13 protein-coding genes are annotated in these 16897 nt (G+C 71.4%); 5 read left to right on the forward strand and 8 right to left on the reverse strand.

What is annotated here, in order from left to right:
• Positions 1-26: 26 nt before the first annotated feature.
• Complete coding sequence (gene pgi, locus K7957_RS07150) at positions 27-1520, reverse strand: glucose-6-phosphate isomerase (RefSeq protein WP_223011301.1); 1494 nt, start codon at positions 1518-1520, stop codon at positions 27-29.
• A gap of 101 nt (positions 1521-1621) precedes the next feature.
• On the opposite strand from pgi, the gene lepB reads away from it, so the two are divergent.
• The 3 genes from lepB to K7957_RS07165 all read left to right on the forward strand — a co-directional run bounded on the left by lepB (position 1622) and on the right by K7957_RS07165 (position 3743).
• A complete protein-coding gene (gene lepB, locus K7957_RS07155) occupies positions 1622-2437 on the forward strand; it encodes a signal peptidase I (RefSeq protein WP_223011302.1) in 816 nt (271 codons plus the stop codon).
• A complete protein-coding gene (gene rnc / locus K7957_RS07160) occupies positions 2434-3153 on the forward strand; it encodes a ribonuclease III (protein WP_246616831.1) in 720 nt (239 codons plus the stop codon). The genes lepB and rnc overlap by 4 nt, the downstream gene beginning before the upstream one ends.
• A 263-nt stretch (positions 3154-3416) precedes the next feature.
• The gene (locus K7957_RS07165; RefSeq protein WP_343228336.1) at positions 3417-3743 is read left to right on the forward strand and encodes an HNH endonuclease; all 327 of its coding nucleotides are present in this window, start codon (positions 3417-3419) and stop codon (positions 3741-3743) included.
• Positions 3744-3748: 5 nt separating this feature from the next.
• Here K7957_RS07165 and K7957_RS07170 read toward each other — a convergent pair whose 3' ends face one another.
• The 3 genes from K7957_RS07170 to K7957_RS07180 all read right to left on the reverse strand — a co-directional run bounded on the left by K7957_RS07170 (position 3749) and on the right by K7957_RS07180 (position 8044).
• Complete coding sequence (locus tag K7957_RS07170) at positions 3749-5050, reverse strand: Nramp family divalent metal transporter (RefSeq protein ID WP_223011304.1); 1302 nt, start codon at positions 5048-5050, stop codon at positions 3749-3751.
• 277 nt (positions 5051-5327) lie between these two features.
• Positions 5328-6584: an amidohydrolase family protein gene (locus K7957_RS07175; RefSeq protein WP_223011769.1), complete on the reverse strand. Its 1257-nt coding sequence runs from the start codon at positions 6582-6584 to the stop codon at positions 5328-5330.
• Between the two features lie 38 nt (positions 6585-6622).
• Positions 6623-8044 (reverse strand): amidohydrolase, encoded by a 1422-nt coding sequence (locus K7957_RS07180; protein WP_223011305.1) that lies wholly within the window; start codon positions 8042-8044, stop codon positions 6623-6625.
• A gap of 225 nt (positions 8045-8269) precedes the next feature.
• On the opposite strand from K7957_RS07180, the gene K7957_RS07185 reads away from it, so the two are divergent.
• A complete protein-coding gene (locus K7957_RS07185) occupies positions 8270-8779 on the forward strand; it encodes a Ros/MucR family transcriptional regulator (protein ID WP_223011306.1) in 510 nt (169 codons plus the stop codon).
• Positions 8780-8807: 28 nt separating this feature from the next.
• Complete coding sequence (locus K7957_RS07190; protein ID WP_343228337.1) at positions 8808-9659, forward strand: oxygenase MpaB family protein; 852 nt, start codon at positions 8808-8810, stop codon at positions 9657-9659.
• Between the two features lie 34 nt (positions 9660-9693).
• On the opposite strand, the gene K7957_RS07195 is transcribed toward K7957_RS07190, so the two are convergent.
• The 4 genes from K7957_RS07195 to K7957_RS07210 form a co-directional block, all read right to left on the reverse strand.
• Positions 9694-13494 (reverse strand): TonB-dependent receptor, encoded by a 3801-nt coding sequence (locus K7957_RS07195; protein WP_223011307.1) that lies wholly within the window; start codon positions 13492-13494, stop codon positions 9694-9696.
• A 212-nt stretch (positions 13495-13706) separates the two neighbouring features.
• Entirely contained in the window at positions 13707-14225 is a 519-nt protein-coding gene (pal, locus tag K7957_RS07200; protein ID WP_223011308.1) for a peptidoglycan-associated lipoprotein Pal, read from the reverse strand.
• A 54-nt stretch (positions 14226-14279) separates the two neighbouring features.
• Positions 14280-15686 (reverse strand): Tol-Pal system beta propeller repeat protein TolB, encoded by a 1407-nt coding sequence (tolB, locus tag K7957_RS07205; RefSeq protein WP_343228363.1) that lies wholly within the window; start codon positions 15684-15686, stop codon positions 14280-14282.
• Between the two features lie 230 nt (positions 15687-15916).
• A complete protein-coding gene (locus K7957_RS07210; RefSeq protein WP_223011309.1) occupies positions 15917-16891 on the reverse strand; it encodes a cell envelope biogenesis protein TolA in 975 nt (324 codons plus the stop codon).
• Positions 16892-16897 lie beyond the last annotated feature (6 nt).

The following is a 16897-nucleotide window of genomic DNA, read 5'->3' on the forward strand; positions in this document are numbered from 1 at the left end:
GAGGGCCGGCGCGGGCCGCCTGGGGCTCACTCCCCGAAGGCGCGCTTGATCAGGTCAGCGGTGGAGGCGTCGAAGTCGCCGCCGCCCTTGGCCGCCGCCTTGGCCATCTCCTTGCCCAGCTCGACGCCGAACTGGTCGAACGAGTTGATCCCCAGCAGCACGCCGTTCACGAACACGCGATGCTCGTAGAAGGCGATCAGCGCGCCGAGCGTCCGCGCGTCGAGCCGCTCCAGCAGCAGGGTCGACGACGGACGGTCGCCGGGATAGCTGCGCGCCGGGTCGGCCGCGTTGGCGCGCCCGGTCATCAGCGCCGCTCCCTGCGCGAAGGCGTTGAGCAGCAGCTGGCGGTGGTGCTCGGGCGGCAAGGTGTCGCCCGCCTCGATCACCGCGAGGAACTCCACGGGTACGAGGTGCGTGCCCTGGTGGAGCAGCTGGAACACCGCGTGCTGCGCGTCGGTGCCCACCCCGCCCCAGGTGATCGGCGCGGTCGGGCGGCCGACCGGCTGACCCTCGACCGTCACGCCCTTGCCGTTCGATTCCATCTCGAGCTGCTGAAGATAGCTCGGCAGCAGCCGCAGCCGCTCGTCATAGGCGAAGGGCGCGCGCGTCTCGGCGTGCCGCACCTGGGTGTAATAGAGGTCGGCGAAAGCGGCGAGCGCGGGGGCGTTCTCGTGCAGCGCGGCGAGGCGGAAATGGCGGTCCATCTCGGCCGCGCCCTCGAGAAGCTCCTCGAACTGGTCCCAGCCGAGCGCGATCGCCGCGGGGAAGCCGATCGACGACCAGAGCGAGTAGCGCCCGCCGACCCCCTCGGAGAAGGGCAGGATGCGAGTCTCGTCGACACCCCACTCGACCGCCTTCTCGGGCGAGGCGGTCAGCGCGATCACGCGGCCGTACGGGTCCTCGACGCCGGCGCCGGTCATCCACTGGACGACGCTCTCGGCGTTCATCATCGTCTCGGTGGTGGTGAAGGTCTTGGAGGCGACCACCAGCAGCGTCGTCTCGGGGTCGAAGTCGTCGAACACGTCGTCCAGCGCCATGCCGTCGACGTTGGAGACGATCGCGACGTCGTAGCGGTCGCTGCCGCGGCCGAGCGCGTCGACCAGCAGGTGCGGCCCCAGCGCCGAGCCGCCGATGCCGACGTGGAGGATCGAGCGCACCGGGCCGAACGCCTCGGCCTCGATCGCGTCGATCAGCCCGCGCATCCGCGCGTGGTACGAGGCCGCGCGCGCGACGCTCTCGGCCTTGCCCTCGCCGCGCTCGGCGGTGTGCTCGACCGGGCGATCCTCGGTGACGTTGACGTTGGCGCCCGCGAACATCGCCTCGCGCTTGCCCGCGAGATCGACCGACTTGGCCAATGCCTCGAAGGCGGTGAGCGCCTCGGCGGTGAGGTGCGTCTTGGACCAGTCGAAGTGGATGCCGGCGACGTCGAGCGACAGCCGCTTCAATCGATCCGGGTCATTGGCGAAGAGCGTCTCGAGCCGCTCCTGCGGCAGCGCCTCGATGGTCGACCAGTCCGCCATGTCATCTGTCCTTCCGGCTGTCTCGTGTCGCGGCGCACAACGGGTCGGCGGCGCCAAGGCTCCGCTTGACGCGACGCGACGGTTGCGCGACGCGGTGCTTCATGGCCACCCCCATTGCCGCCGGCAAGCCCGCGCGTTCGGAAACCGCCGAGACGATCCGCTTCCTGCTGAAGCTGGCGCTGTTCGTCTTCGTGCTGCGCAGCTTCATCTTCTCGCCTTTCTCGATCCCGAGCGAGTCGATGCTGCCGCGGCTGCTGATCGGCGACTATCTGTTCGTCTCCAAGTGGAACTATGGCTACTCGCGCTGGTCGCTGCCGTGGGGCGTGCCGCTGATCCCGGGGCGGATCTTCGCGCACGATCCGACCCGCGGCGACACGGTGGTGTTCCGCTCGATGGGGCCGGACGACCATGACGTGATCAAGCGCGTGATCGGCCTGCCCGGCGACACCGTGCAGATGCGGAACGGCCAGCTGTTCCTCAACGGTCAGGCGATCCCGAAGCAGCGGGTCGCCGACTTCATCGTGCCGCTCTCCCCCAACTTCCCCGCCGAGAAGTGCGGCGCGCGCTTCCAGGACAGCGACGCGCAGGGCCAGCCGATCTGCCGCTACCCGCGCTTCCGCGAGACGCTGCCGGGCGGGCGCAGCTACACGGTGCTCGACCAGGAGAACATCCCCGTCGCCGACGACACCGACGTGTACAAGGTGCCCGCGGGCAACGTGTTCCTGATGGGCGACAATCGCGACGATTCGGCGGACAGCCGCTTCGCCCCGCCGGTCGGCATGGGCTATATCCCGATGGAGCGGATCGAGGGCAAGGCGGTGGTCACCTTCTGGTCGACCGACGGCTCGTCCGAGTGGATCAAGCCCTGGACCTGGGTCTCGGCGGCGCGGTTCCGCCGCATCGGGGAGGGTTTTTGAGCGACGCCGGCGAGGATCTCGCCGGCTGGGTCGAGGCGCGGTTCGGCGTCCGCCCCGACGACACTGCCCCCTTCGTGCGCGCGCTGACCCACAGCAGCCACGCCGAGGGCCAGGCCGGCGGCAGCTACGAGCGGCTCGAATTCCTCGGCGACCGCGTGCTGGGGCTGTCGATGGCGGAGTGGTTGGTGGAATTGTTCCCGGCCGAGCCCGAGGGGCAATTGTCCAAGCGGTTCAACGCGCTCGTCACCGGCGCGGTGTGCGCGGAGGTGGCGCGCGCGATCGGCGCGGACGTGCGCGTGCGGCTCGGCAAGCAGGCGCGCGACGACGGCGCGCAGCACAGCGACAACGTGCTGGGCGACGTGGTCGAGGCTTTGCTCGGCGCGGTCTATCTCACCGCCGGGCTGGCGCCCGCGCGCGCGGCGGTGCGACGGCTGTGGCGGGACAAGGTCCAGACCGAGGCGCGCGCGCCGCAGCATCCCAAGTCGGCGCTGCAGGAATGGGCCGCGGCGAATCGCCGCGCGGTGCCGTCCTACGCGATCGTCGAGCGCGCCGGGCCGGGCCACGCGCCGCGCTTCACCGTTCGCGCGTCGGTGGGCAAGGACGAGGTGCTCGCGGAAGGGACCAGCAAGCAGGAGGCGGAGACCGAGGCGGCCAAGGCGCTGCTCGCCGCGCTGGCGGCACAGGCGGCACCCGCGCGGGGACGGCGGCGGCGCTGACGTGGTGTGCTCCTGCCTGCATAGGAGCGCGGCTGTAGTTGAAGGAGCGCCACGCCCTCCCCTTCTCCCGCCGTCATCCTGAACTCGTTTCAGGATCCACTGTGCCGCGGGCTCCGCGGCGGCTGGACACGCGGCCCCGTGGATCCTGAGACAAGCTCAGGATGACGCCAGCGGGTAGGTCGGTGGCCGACCCTACGCTCCGCCACCGCCCCCGCCGGAACACCCCGCCCACCCCGCACATTCCGCGCCGCATGGCGGGACGCGTGCGGCGCAAGCAGGGACTGGCGGAGGCCGAGCGGCGCGCCGCGACCGAGGCCGCGCCGCTGGAACGCTGCGCGCTCTGCGGCCGCCCGCTCGGCCGCCGCGTCGAGTGGCACCATGTCGTACCGCGCAGCGAGGGCGGGCGCGACACCGTGCCGCTCCACCCGATCTGCCACCGCGCGATCCACGCCGCGGCGGACAATGCTGCCCTCGCGCGCGCGGGCACGCTCGACTCGATCCGCGACTGGCCCGCGATCGCGCGCTTCCTCGGCTGGATCGCGGACAAGCCCCCCGACTTCCACGCGCCGACGCGACGCGGCGTCGGGTAACGGGCTCAACCCGCCACCATCCCCCACAGCAGATAGCCGTTGAGCCCGACGATCACCGCCGCGATCGCCCAGGCCGTCACGCCGAGCCAGCGCGGCGCGGCGAACTCGCCCATCAGCCGCCGGCTGCCGGTATAGGCCACCAGCGGGATCACCGCGAAGGGCAGCTGCAGGCTCAGCACCACCTGGCTCAGCACCAGCAGCTCGGTCGCGCCGCGATCGCCCATCGCCGCCACCACCAGCACCGCGGGCACGATCGCGATCGCGCGCGTCACCAGCCGGCGCAGCCACACCGGCAGCCGCACGTCGAGGAAGCCCTCCATCACGATCTGCCCGGCCAGCGTGCCGGTCACGGTCGAGTTCTGCCCGCTCGCCAGCAGCGCCACCGCGAACACCGCGCTCGCCGCGCCGACGCCGAGCATCGGCGACAGCAGCTCGTGCGCCTGCTCGATCTCGGCCACCGCGGTGCGCCCCGCGGTGTGGAAAGCGGCCGCCGCCAGGATCAGGATCGCGGCGTTGATGAAGAAGGCCAGCCCCAGCGCGACGGTCGAGTCGATCGTCGCCAGCTTGAGCGCCTCGTGCCGGTCACGCGCGCCGCTGCCATAAGCGCGCGTCTGCACGATCGAGGAATGGAGGTAGAGGTTGTGCGGCATCACCGTCGCGCCCAAGATGCCGATCGCGATGTAGAGCATCGCCGGGTTGGCCACCACCTCGCGCGAGGGAACCAGCCCGCGCGCCGCCTGCGCCCAATCGGGGTTTGCCCAGAACAGCTCGAAGGCGAAACAGCCCGCGATGATGATCAGCAGGCTGGCGATGAACGCCTCGAGCCGGCGGAAGCCGTAGCGCTGCAGCGCGAGGATCAGGAACACGTCGAGCGCGGTGACCACCACGCCGTAGACCAGCGGCAGGCCGAACAGCAGCTTGAGCGCGATCGCGGTGCCGAGCACCTCGGCCAGGTCGCAGGCGATGATCGCGATCTCGGCCAGCCCCCACAGCAGCCAGGCGAGCGGGCGCGACGAGTGCTGGCGACACGCCTGGGCGAGGTCGAGTCCGGCGCCTATGCCGAGCCGCGCCGAGAGCGCCTGGAGCACGATCGCCATCAGGTTCGACAGCAGCACGACCGAGAGGAGCGTGTAGCCGAACGCCGAGCCGCCGGCGATGTCGGTCGCCCAATTGCCCGGGTCCATATAGCCGACCGCGACGAGCCAGCCCGGCCCGACGAAGGCCATCAACTTGCGCCAGAACCCCGCCCCCTCGGGCACGGGGACGGTGGCGAAGCTGTCGCCGAGCGAGCGTGCGGGGGAAGTCATGTGGCGCGTTGAATGCGGGAGACGCGCCGCGGTTTCAATGGGGAGGGTGGGATAGCGCTAGGAGCACCTCGAATCCTCGCCGCTCGCGGGGAGGCGGACCGCTCGCCCTAGGCGAGTGGTGGAGGGGGATCTCCGCGCGCGAGCCGGCGCGCTCGAGGCGATCCCCTCCACCAGCCTGCTGCTGTCGCGCGGGTAGAGTTGCCCCCGGCAACTTCAGCCATGTCCGGGGGACATAGCGACCTGCACGACCCTCCCCGTGCCGGGGAGGATTCGCCCCTCACCGCCGCTCGTACGCCTTGGGCAGCGCGCCCTCGGTCGGCGTCAGGTAGCGGTCGCGCAGCTCGGTCTGGCGCGAGCGCATCGGCTGCGCGCGGCCGTCGATCCAGGTCGCCACCGGGACCGACGACAGCTCGAGCGGGTCGCCGTCCCACAGCACCACGTCGGCGCGACGGCCGGGGCGCAGCGACCCGATCTCGCCGCCCAGCCCGATCGCCTCGGCGGGGCCGCTGGTGATCGAGGCCCAGGCCTGGCCCCAGTCGAGCCCGGTCGCGCCCGGCACGCGCGTGATCGCCACCAGGTTGCCCGCGAACTGGCGCAGCACGTGGTCGCCGCCGGACGCGCCGGTCGCGGCCAACGCGACCTGCACCCCCGCCGCGCGCATCCGCCCCACGTTCGACTCGGTCGCGGCGAGGCTCTCGAAGCTGGCGGGCAGATCGGCGAGCGCGTGCGCGATCACCGGCACGCGCGCGGCGGCGATCTCGCGCGCCACCAGCCAGCCCTCGGCGACGCCGACCAGCACCAGCCTCACTTTGGGATAGTCGCGCGCCATCCCGAGCACCTGGCGGATGTCCGCGGCGCGCTCGACATGGACCAGCAGCGGCAGCTGTCCGTCGAGCACGCGCCCCAGCGTCTCGGCGTCGCCGCGGGTCACCAGAGAGTCGCGCGAGCGACCGTCGAACGCCTTGGGATCGCGGCGATAGTCCTGCGCCTGCTGGAAGGCGTCACGCAGCAGCGCCCAGGCCGCGGGGCGACTGCCGCCGGCGAGCTTGCCGCCGTCCTCGCCCAGCTCGACATATTCGAAGGCGCGCGCGCGGGTGAGCGCGTCGGGGTCGCTGCCGAGATCGATCACCGCGCCCTGCCCCGCGAAGATCGACCCGCCCGCCTCGGGCGCGACGATCGCGCGGGTCACGCCGCCGAGGCGCTCGTTGGCGATCTTCACCCCCGCCGGATTGACCGCGAACGAGACGTCGAGCGACGCCTTGAACGGCGAGGTGCGCGCGCCCGCGTCGTTGCTCTCGGACACGCCGTCGGCGTCGACCAGCGACAGGTCGGTCATCGCCGAGACCACGCCCGGCGTGACCCATTTGCCCGTGGCGTCGACCACCTCGGCGCCCGCGGGCACCGCGACGCCCGCGCCCGCCGCGACGACGCGGCCGTTCGCGATCACGACCGTACCGCGCTCGATCGGCGCCGAGCCGTCGCCGATCGCGACGGTACCGCCGGTGATCGCGATCGTCTGCGCCGCGGCGGGCATCGCCAATACGCTGGCGGCGAGGAGAAGCAGCGCGCGCGTCACTTGACGTCTCCCGAACCGGGCTGGCCGAGCTCGAAGTCGCTCACCGGGCGGCGCTTCGGGTCGCTCGAATCATAGAGCAAGGCGCCGTCGACCCAGACCTTCTCGGGCCGGGTGTAGACGCTGAAGGGATTGCCGTTCCACAGCACTGCGTCGGCCATCTTGCCGGCGCGCAGGCTGCCGGTCTGCGCGTCGATGCCGAGCGCCTTGGCCGGCCCGAGCGAGAGCCACTTCCACGCCGCTTCGTCGCTCACCTGAATGCCCGCGTGGCGCGCCGAGGAGAGCACCTTGGCGACTTCCTGGTTGAGCCGCTGGATGCCGTTCTCGTCGTCGGAGTGGATCATCGCGCACGCGCCCGACCGGTCGAGGATCGCGAGGTTCTCGCCGATCCCGTCGTAGCTCTCCATCTTGAAGCCGTACCAGTCGGCCCAGACCGCGGCGCAGGTGCCGCTGGCTCTGAGCAGGTCCGCGATCTTGTACGCCTCGACCGCGTGGTGGAAGGCGGTGACATGGTAGCCGAACTCCTTGGCCATATCGAGCACGATGGCCATCTCGTCGGCGCGGTAGCAGTGGTTCTGCACCATGATCTCGCCCGAGAGCACGCCGCGCAGCGTGTCCATCGCGATGTCGCGGTCGGGCGGATCGCCGCCCTCCTTCTCGTACTTGTCCCACTTGCGCTTGTACGCCACCGCCTTGGCCCAGGTCTGGCGATCGACCGCGACATTGCCCATCCGCGTCGACGGCTCGCGCCCCTTGCTGCCGTAGACGCGCTTGGGGTTCTCGCCGCACGCCATCTTGAGGCCGTAGGGCGCGCCGGGGAACTTCATCGCCTGCATCGTGCGCGCGTAGACGTTCTTGAGCACCACGCTGCGCCCGCCCATCAGATTGGCCGAGCCGGGCAGGATCTGCAGCGTCGTCACCCCGCCGTTGGCGAGCGCGCGGCCGAAGCCCGGGTCCTGCGGCCACACGCTGTGCTCGGCCCAGACGTCCGCGGTGATCGGCGCGGTCGCCTCGTTGCCGTCGGACAGCGCCTGCACCTGCGGGCTGGGATAGTCGCCGAGGTGGCTGTGGATGTCGACGATACCGGGGGTGATATACTTGCCCGCGCCGTCGATCACCGTCGCGCCCGCGGGCGCGTCGAGCGACTGACCCACCGCGGCGATCTTGCCGTCCGCCAGCAACACCGCGCCGCCGTCGATCCGCCCGCCCTCGCCGTCGAACACGGTGACGTTGCGCACCAGCGTCGGCACGCCGGGATAGGCGTGGTAGGTCGAAGGATAAGGATCGCGCGCGTACTTGACCGGCGGCGCCTTGGCGGCGGCGCTCTTCGGGCGATCCTTGCCGTCACTCGCGCAGGCGGCGAGTGGCAGCGCGATCGCGACCGCGCCCCACAGCGCGCGGCGCCCTCGACCGAGCTTCATGCATTAACCCCTTTTCTTATGCTCTACCCTCTCCGGGACCATGGAACGGGGGGAGCGCGGCGGTCAAGCTTCGTGCGAATATGGGACGGCTGGCCCCGACATCTGGTGGGATAAGAGTTCTACTGTCTCTTCTGTGGGACACATGTTAGAACTATTAGCTCGGGCGCGTTGACGGCCTCTCGGCCGCTGTATAGACGCCACGCTATCATTTCGAGGAGTGTTACAATGAACGACGAGACCGCCAGCACCAATGTGGTCGAGCTCGCGACCGAACTGACGATCGCCTGGCTGTCCAATCCCAACACGCGCGCCTCGGGCGAGGACGTCCCGGCGTTTCTGCGCACGATGCACGACGCGGTGTCGAACCTGTCGTCGAGCACTTCGGTGACCACGTCGGAGGAGCCGGCGAGCGACTATACCCCCGCGGTCTCTGTGCGTAAGTCGCTGGCGTCGAAGGATCATCTGATCTCGCTGATCGACGGCAAGCCGTACAAGACGCTGCGCCGCCACCTCGCCGGCCACGGCCTGACCCCCGACGACTATCGCCAGCGCTTCGGCCTGAAGCCCGACTATCCGATGGTCGCCGAGAATTACTCGCAGGCGCGCCGCGACATGGCGAAGAAGATCGGCCTCGGCCGCAAGCCCGGCGCGCGCCGCGGCGGTGGCGAGGAAGCCGCGCCGACGCCGGCCCCCGCGCCGCGCGGTCGCCGCAAGTCGGCCCCGGCCGAGGCCTGAGCCTGACGCCGGCCGCGGGGTTCGGGGCGTGACCGACGCCCCCGCGGCCGGACTGGTCGAGCGCGCGCGCGGTGCGCTCGGCGATCGGCTGCGCGCGCTGGTGGCGAGCGAGCAGCTCGACCTGGCGCGCGCGCCCCACGATCCCGGTCTGATCGCGCGCGACTCGCCCGCCTGGGCGGTCCACGCCGACTTCTCCGCGATGATGATCGGCGGCATCTCCGCGCTGCTGCTCCAGATGCTCCACCCGCGCGCGCTCGCCGGTGTGTGGGACCATAGCGGCTTCCGCGACGACCGGCTCGGCCGGCTGCGCCGTACCGCCAGTTTCATCGCCGTCACCACCTTCGGCGCCACCGACACCGCCGAGCGCGCGATCGCGCAGGTGCGCCGCGTCCACGACCATGTCACCGGCACGTTGCCCGACGGCACGCCCTATCGCGCCGACGATCCCGCGCTGCTCACCTGGATCCACGTCGCCGAGGTGGACAGCTTCCTGCGCGCGTACCTGCGCTATCGCGACTCGTCGCTGAGCGCGGCCGAGCAGGACCGCTATCTCGCCGACACCGCGGTGGTGGCGGAGAGGCTCGGCGCCGCCGACGTACCAAGCTCGCGCGCCGCGGTGGCGGACTATTACGCCCGGATCCTGCCCGAGCTGCGCGCCGACCATCGCACGCGCGAGGTGGCGGCGGCGCTACTCGCGCCCGGCGACGACCCCGCCGCCGCCGCGGCGTTGGCGATGGCGAGCGCGGCGGCGGTGGACCTGCTGCCGGGCTGGGCGGCGGCGCTGCACGGCCGCCTCCAGCCCGCCGCCGCGCGCCCCGCGATCCGCGCCGGCGCGGACGGGCTGAGCCGCGTGATGCGCTGGGCGCTGAAGGCGCGGTGACGGTGCGCTCCCGCTGCGGCGGGAGCGCGGGCGGTCACCATCTCACGTCGACGCTCAAGGTGAAGCGGCGGCCGAAGTCGTCGATGATGCCGCTTCTGAACGCGTAGGATTGCGGCACGCTACCCAGGGTCAGCTTGTCGAAGACGTTGCTGACGTTGAAGGTGAGCCCGAACCGTCGCTGCTCGCCGAAGCTGTAGCCGATCGTCGCGTCGTGCAAGCTGTAGCCTGGGAGGCGGATGAAGTCGCGCACCTCGTTCGCCGCGTCGGTCCCCCCCACCGGCGCGCCCGCGGAGAAGTAACGCGTGGCATTGTTCCAATTCCACACCCATTGCGCGAAGAAGCCGCCACGCTCGAAGCCCGGCCGCAGCTGCGCACGCCATGTGCTGTCGCCGATACTGCCGGCGGCTTCCTCCGCCGCCGCCAGGTTGTTATCCGGCGCCGAGAGATAGTGGAACAGGTGGTAGACGTTGGCATATAACGTCAGCTTCGCGGCCGCACCGAGTGGCAGCGAGTAGTCGAGCGCGGCGTTGGCCGCCTCCACCTTCAGCTTGCCGAGGTTGACGAAGCTGTCGGTGAAGCCGTCACCCAGTTCGAACGCGCGCTGGTGGCTGCTCGGCAGGCGCTTGTAGAAGCGGCACGTGTTCACGCCCAAGCTTCGCGTGGTGTCGGGATAGGTGGGGCTATCGTAGCAGAGCTGGAGCTCGGTGTCGGAATCGACCAGGCTGATCTGGTCGTCGACGAGCACGTGGACATAGTCGCCGCTCAGCTTGAGGCGCGGCACGAACGCCGGGGTCAGGACGACGCCCGCGGTCCAGCTTCTCCCGCGCTCCGGTCGCAGACCGGGCGCGCCATCGACGACGCCGGTGATCGCGGCGCCCGAGGGGACGTAGGCGTTGAGGAACTGGTCCGCGCCCGCCGTGTCGCTCGCCAGCCCGGCGTCGACCACCGCGCGGCGGCAGTTGGCGAGGCGGGTCTGCGGGCGCAGCCCCTGCCCGATCTCGCTCGACGCGCAGGGATCGGTCGGCGCGGTGAAGGCGGACTGACCGCCGAGGAACAGCTCGGTGATGCTCGGCTGGCGGATCGAGCGGGTGACGTTGCCCCGCACCTGCAACGCGTGGATCGGTCGCCACGTGCCGGCCAGCGACCAGATGCGGTTCCACCTGCCCTGCTCGCGCTGCGTGATCTCGCTGCCGTCGAGCAGCCGCACGTCGGGTGCGGCGCCGCTCTGGCGGACGAAGCGGATGCCGGGCTGGAAATGCAGCTCGCGCAACAGCGGCGCGGAGAAGTCCTCGCCGAGCAGCGGCACGATCGCCTCGCCGCCGAACTCGGCCGACTCGATATGGCCCTGCGTGTCGGCGAGCGCGACCGAGCGCGTGCCGCCGGTGCGCGACAGCTCGTCGTTGCGATAGTCGATCTGCTCGCGACGATACTCGCCGAACAGCGCGTAGCGCGCGGTGCCGCCGGGCAGATCGATCAGCGCGCCGCTCAGCGACGCCTGGCCGAACAGCAGACGCGAACGATTGGTCAGGCGCGTCGGCGTCATCACATAGTCGCGCGCCTCCGCCGACATCTGGCCGTAGCCGAACAGGTTGAGCGGTCGGCAGGCGGCGATCTGCGCGGCGGACACGGTGCGGCGCAGATAATGTTCGGTGAGGTGGCCGGCGCGGTCGCGGTCACGCACGATCTCCTGGCCGGTGACGCCGTACGGTGTCGTGCCGAGCACACCCGCGCCGCCGGGCGTCTGTGCGCGGCAGACGATGTTCCCCGCGGCGTCGCGGACCGCGTCGGCGGCGAGCGCATATTCGATGTCGCGGATCTGATAGGCGCGGTGCGACAGGTCGTTGGCGGCATAGCTGAGCGAGGCGTCATAATGCGTCGTCTTGCCGAACGCCGCGAACTCACCCCGCGCGCCGATGACGGTGCGATAGGTGTCGCTGGTCGCTACGGTGGGATGGCCGTCGTAGAGGTCCTGGTTGGTGCGCGACAGCAGGAAGCGATCGGTCACGCCCGCCTGGCCGAGCAGCTCCCGCGCCCGCTGGCTCAGATACGGGTTACTCAGCTGGATCGCCAGCGCGCTATATTCGGCGCTCGCGTAGGAGATCGCGTTACCCCACCCGCCGACGCGCGGCACCACGCTGCGCACGCGCGCGTAGTGGTTCTCGGTATAGAGCGTCAGTGCGTCGCTGATGCTGAGATGCGCGAGCACGTCGGCGATGGCGCGGTCCTGCTGGGCGCGCAACAGGTTGCGCCGCGCGCCGTCGTCGAGGTCGGCGGCCTCGCCGCCCACCGCGCCGCCCGTCGTCCCGGGCGACACGTCCGGGTCGGCGATCACCGCAGGGACGATCGCGCGCAGCCTACCCGTCGCGTCGAAGTGCAGCGGCACCGCGACCCGCGGCAGCGCGCCCCTGCTCGCCGCGTCGCGGTTGGGCACGGTGAGGAAGCCTCTGACGAAGCTGCCGATGAAGGCGTTGATATCGGTACCCGGATGCGCCTTCAGATAGTCGCGCGGCGTCGGCAGATGCGCCTGGAGCAGGTTGAGCGCGAGCGCGTCGCGCTGCGTCGCGGTACCGCCCGCGCCGGACAGCGCCGAGGCGTAGCGCGCGATCACCGCGGCGTCGAAGGCGTCGCGCGCGGCCGCGCCGGTCGCGTTGGCGCGCGTGCCGGGCAGCGCCGCGGGCGCGAAGGCGCAGAAGCCCGTGAGATCGGTCACCCGGCAGCCGCTGCCGCGTGACACCGGCCGGCCGGGGACGAGGTTGGTGTTGCGCGGCATCGTCCACAAAGTCTCGGGGCGATAGCCGGGCGAGGCGTCGAGGTCGTTCGGATCGGTGGTGATCAGCCCCTGGAAGTCGCGCGGCAGGGCATCGGCGAGACCGCCCGGCGCGTCGAAGCTGAAGACCGCACCCGCGTTCGATACCAGCAGCGACCCGCCGCGATAGCCCGCGCCGGCGATGTTGCGCGGCACCTTGTCGGAGGCCGCCGGCAGGAAGGCGCCGCCGCCGCTGCCATCGAGCGTGGGCACATAGGCCGGGTTGCGCACGCCGCCGTCGTGGAAGGAGGTCGGCGCCACCCAGTTGGCGCGATAGCCCGCGCGCGCGTCACCGTAGAGCGCGTCGTCGCGATCATGTTCCAGCGCGACGGTGACGTTGCCGCGCCCACCCGCGAAGCTGGTGCCACCGAGCGCGCTCAGCCGGTAGCGCGCGCCGTCGCCGCGCGCGGTCAGCCCGCTCAGCGCGCCGAGCGACAGGCCCTGAACATCGTCCTTGAGCACGATGTTGACCACGCCCGCGATCGCGTCCGAGCCATAGGCCACCGCGCCGCCGACCGTCACCGCGTCGGTGCGCGCGATCAGCGCCGCGGGGATCGTGCTGAGATCGACCTGTGACCCCGGCGAGTTGTTGGCGACGAACAGCGACGCCGCATTGCCGGAGACGTAGCGGCGGCCGTTGACCAGCGTGAGCGTCCGCGCCGAGCCGAGGTCGAACAGGTCGACATAGGCCTGCCCGAGGCTGGCGGGCTGGCCGCCGTTGGTGCCGTAGGGCGAGGCGCCGCTACCGATGAACGGCACGTCGGTCAGCGCGTCCAGCATGTTGGTGAAGGTGCGGCGCTGGATCTGCTCGCCGCTGACCTGCGCGCCGGGGATCACCCCGTCATAGGCGGGCTGGACGATGCGCGAGCCGGTGACCACCACCTCGCGCAGCCCCTCCTCATCACCGGTCGACGATGTGCTGGCGGTCGGCGGGCCCTGTTCGCCCACCGCCGTCTGCGCGCGCGCCGCGCTTGGCGCGATCATGCCGCCGACCAATGCGGTCGCGGCGAGTAACGTCACCCTGGTCATGTCCCACCCCTTGTCCCGGCCGCCGGTGGCCGAGACGAGAGGGTGGTCCCTGCAACAAAAGAGTCGCAACTCTGTTGCTTCGAAGCAACAAAGTCACGACCCATCTCTTGTCAGGCACTTGTGAACGGCGCCTTGGCTCCGCTCGCCGTCTTGGGTAACGCTATACGGCGGTTACCGCGCCCGATCGCCGATACGGGTCGGGCGCGGTGCGATCACTGCACCACCACCGTCACCGCACGACGGTTCTGCGCCCAGCTCTCCTCGTCCGAGCCGAGCGCGACCGGGCGTTCCTTGCCGTAGCTGATCGTCGTGATCCGGCCCGGCGCGATGCCGCGCGCGACCAGATAGTTCTTCGCGGCGTTGGCGCGACGATCGCCCAGCGCAAGATTATACTCACGGGTGCCGCGCTCGTCGGCGTGGCCTTCCACGGTGATGCGCACGTTGGGATAGCGCGTCAGCCATGCCGACTGGCTGTCGAGGATGCCGCGAGCGGTGCCGTCGATGTCATACATGTCGAGCCCGAACAGCACGGTGTCGCTCTGCGCCGAGCGCTTGAAGTCGGCCGCCGAGCCCGGCGTGATCCCGGCGTTGGGGTCGGTCGCGCCGGTCGCCGGCGGCGCCTCGGGCGCGCCGCCAGGGGCGGGCGGCAGCACGTCGGGGCGCTTCTTCGAGCAGGCCGCGGTGGCCACCAGAGCGGTCGCCATCAACAAGGTGGTCGTCAGTCGTGCCATCGCATGTTCTCCCGTGTTCGTCTTGGTCTTGTGGTGAAGTGTCGCCGCTTAGCGCTACGGGCGCAATGGTCCCCAGGCCGGGTCCGAGCCGTCGAGCGGGGTCGGCACGCGGCGCTCGTTGACGCCCGTCAGGTCGACCGACCACAGGTCGGCCTTGCCGGCGTTGCCGCGACCCTGGCGGAAGAACATCAGCACGCGGCCGTTGGGGCTCCACGACGGCCCCTCGTCCTGCCAGCTGTTGGTCAGCAGCTTCTCGCCCGAACCGCTCGGGCTCATGATGCCGATGCGGAACGCGCCCTGGATCTTGGTGAAGGCGATCAGGTCGCCGCGCGGGCTCCACACCGGCGTGGCGTAGCGGCCACCGCCGAAGCTGATGCGCTGCTGGTTCGAGCCGTCCGCGTTCATCACGTAGATCTGCTGCCCGCCCGAGCGGTCGCTCTCGAACACGATCCTGGAGCCGTCGGGCGAGTAGCTGCCGCCGGTGTCGATGCCCGGCGAGTTGGTCAGTCGCTGCGGCGTGCCCCCCGCGGCGGAGACGCGGTACAGATCGGTGTTGCCCGCCTGCGCCATCGAGAAGAGGATGTAGCGCCCGTCCGGCGAGAAGCGCGGCGCGAAGGTGGTGGCGACATTCTGCACCACCAGCCGCTGCCGCCCCGAGCCGAGCTCGTAGACATAGATCGCGGGCGTTCTCCCCACGTAGCTCATATAGACGATCGACTGCTGGTTGGGCGCGAAGCGCGGCGTCAGCACGATCGACGAGCCCGCGGTGAGGAACCGGCTGTTGGCGCCGTCCTGGTCCATGATCGCGAGCCGCTTGATGCGGTTGGCCTTGGGCCCGGTCTCGCTGACATAGACGACGCGGCTGTCGAAATAGGCGCCCTCACCGGTCAGGCGGGTATAGACCATGTCGGCGCATTTGTGCGCGGCGCGGCGCCAGTCCGACGGCGGCACCACGAAGCCCTGGCGCGTCAGCTCGGTGCGCGCCGAGACGTCGTAGAGGTAGCAGCCCACCGTCAGCGTGCCGTCACCGTTGGCGCGGATATAGCCCTGCACCAGCGCCTGCGCGCCCGAGCCGCCCCAGTAATCATAGGCGGGCGCGGTCACCTCGGGGAAAGCGATCGCGCGCGTCGCGGCCGCCGCCACCGGGTTGAACAGCCCGGAGTTGCGCAGGTCGTTGGCGACGATCTCGCTGAGCTGGCGGCCGAGCCGGTCGGTCGGGCCCGCGGGGGTCTGCACCACCGACTGGGTCGGCATCGGCGGGATCGCGATCGGCATCGGCGCCGAGATGCCGCCGGTGACGTCCACCTCGAGCGGCGGCGGGGTCTGGCCCGCGGGCCCGCCGGGCTGCTGCGCGGGCGCGGGCGCGGCGGGGGTGCCGGCGGGCGGGACGAGCTGCGCCGCGGCAGGGGTGGCGAGGAGCGCGGCGGCGGCGAGGAGCGCGGTGGGCGCCAGCCTCCCGATGACGGTACCGCGCCTGCGCCCCGCCCCTCTTCCGTCATCCCGGACTTGGTCCGGGATCCACCGGCCCGCAGGCGCCGCGGTCGACGAGTTCGCGGCACCGTGGATCCCGGACCAAGTCCGGGATGACGGAGTAAAGGAGGCGAACGACAGTCGTCCCCCCGCCGGCCAGCCACCGACGGCACAAGAAGAAGCCCGGCGGAAGGGCGTAGAACCGCAGAGTCGGAGTCGCATCACCGCAGTTTCCAATTGTAGTTAATGTTGCTCCACCCCCCGTTGGCGGTGGCGTAATATTCGGCCGGCAGCTTGAGCGGCGAGCAGCCTTTGAACGCGGCGATGCCGAGATCGACCACGCGCCGCGCGTAGCGCTGGTTGTCGTCGTTCACCCCCGACTGGCGCACGACGGTCGGCACCGCCGCCAGCGTGCCGTCGCGGTTGAGCCGCAGGTTGAGCGCGGTGACGATCTGGTTGGCGCCCGGGCCGGGATCGACCTGGCGGTCCGCGCAGGGCTGGATCTGGCGCGCGATCGCCTGCTGGATCCCCGCCAGCGCGCGCGCGTCGACCCGCGCGGCGGACGGCGGCGCGTCGCTCTCCTTGGCGCTGCTCTTCTCCGCGGTGAGACCCTTGAGGAAGTCGCTGCCGAGCCGGCCGCCCTTGGCGCGCTCGGCCGTGGCGGTCTCGGTCTTGCCGTTGCCCTTGGCCGCGGCGGCGGGCGCCTTCGCCTTGCTCGGCGCGCTCGCGGCGCTCTGCTGCTTGGTCGGCGCGGGCTTGCTCGGGGCTTTCTCCGCCGCCGGCGCCGGCTTGGGTTTGGGCTGCGGCTTGGGCTCGGGTCTCGGCGCGGGCGCCGGCTTGGGCGGCGCCGGCTTCGGCGGCGCCGGCTTGGGCGGCGCGGGCTTCGGCTCGGGCCTGGGCTCCGGGCGCGGCTCGGGCACGGGCGCAGGGGCGGGCACCGGCGCGGGCGGCGCCGCGGCGGGCGGCGGCGAGTCGACCGGCTCACCCGCCTCGGGCGACACGCGCTGCGACGGCGGCTCGGTCGCGGCGGGCGCGGCGGCCTCGAGCGCGACGTCCTGCACCAGGCTGACCTCGACCGGGTTCTGCTTCAGCTTGATCGGATTGGGCGTGTCGAGGAAGCCGACCGACAGCAGGCCGAAGAGCACGATATGCCCGGCCGCCGCGACTCCCAGCCCGATCTTCTCGGCGCGTTCCACGTCCGC

Source organism: Sphingomonas yunnanensis (genome assembly GCF_019898765.1).
In the GTDB taxonomy this organism is placed as follows: Bacteria; Pseudomonadota; Alphaproteobacteria; order Sphingomonadales; family Sphingomonadaceae; genus Sphingomonas; species Sphingomonas yunnanensis.

Excerpts from the sequence above, each read along its gene's own strand:
- pgi (WP_223011301.1), bottom strand. The coding sequence starts at position 1,520 with ATGGCGGACTGGTCGACCATCGAGGCGCTGCCGCAGGAGCGGCTCGAG.
- lepB (WP_223011302.1), top strand. The coding sequence starts at position 1,622 with ATGGCCACCCCCATTGCCGCCGGCAAGCCCGCGCGTTCGGAAACCGCC.
- K7957_RS07170 (WP_223011304.1), bottom strand. The coding sequence starts at position 5,050 with ATGACTTCCCCCGCACGCTCGCTCGGCGACAGCTTCGCCACCGTCCCC.
- K7957_RS07175 (WP_223011769.1), bottom strand. The coding sequence starts at position 6,584 with ATGCCCGCCGCGGCGCAGACGATCGCGATCACCGGCGGTACCGTCGCG.
- K7957_RS07180 (WP_223011305.1), bottom strand. The coding sequence starts at position 8,044 with ATGAAGCTCGGTCGAGGGCGCCGCGCGCTGTGGGGCGCGGTCGCGATC.
- K7957_RS07185 (WP_223011306.1), top strand. The coding sequence starts at position 8,270 with ATGAACGACGAGACCGCCAGCACCAATGTGGTCGAGCTCGCGACCGAA.
- K7957_RS07195 (WP_223011307.1), bottom strand. The coding sequence starts at position 13,494 with ATGACCAGGGTGACGTTACTCGCCGCGACCGCATTGGTCGGCGGCATG.
- pal (WP_223011308.1), bottom strand. The coding sequence starts at position 14,225 with ATGGCACGACTGACGACCACCTTGTTGATGGCGACCGCTCTGGTGGCC.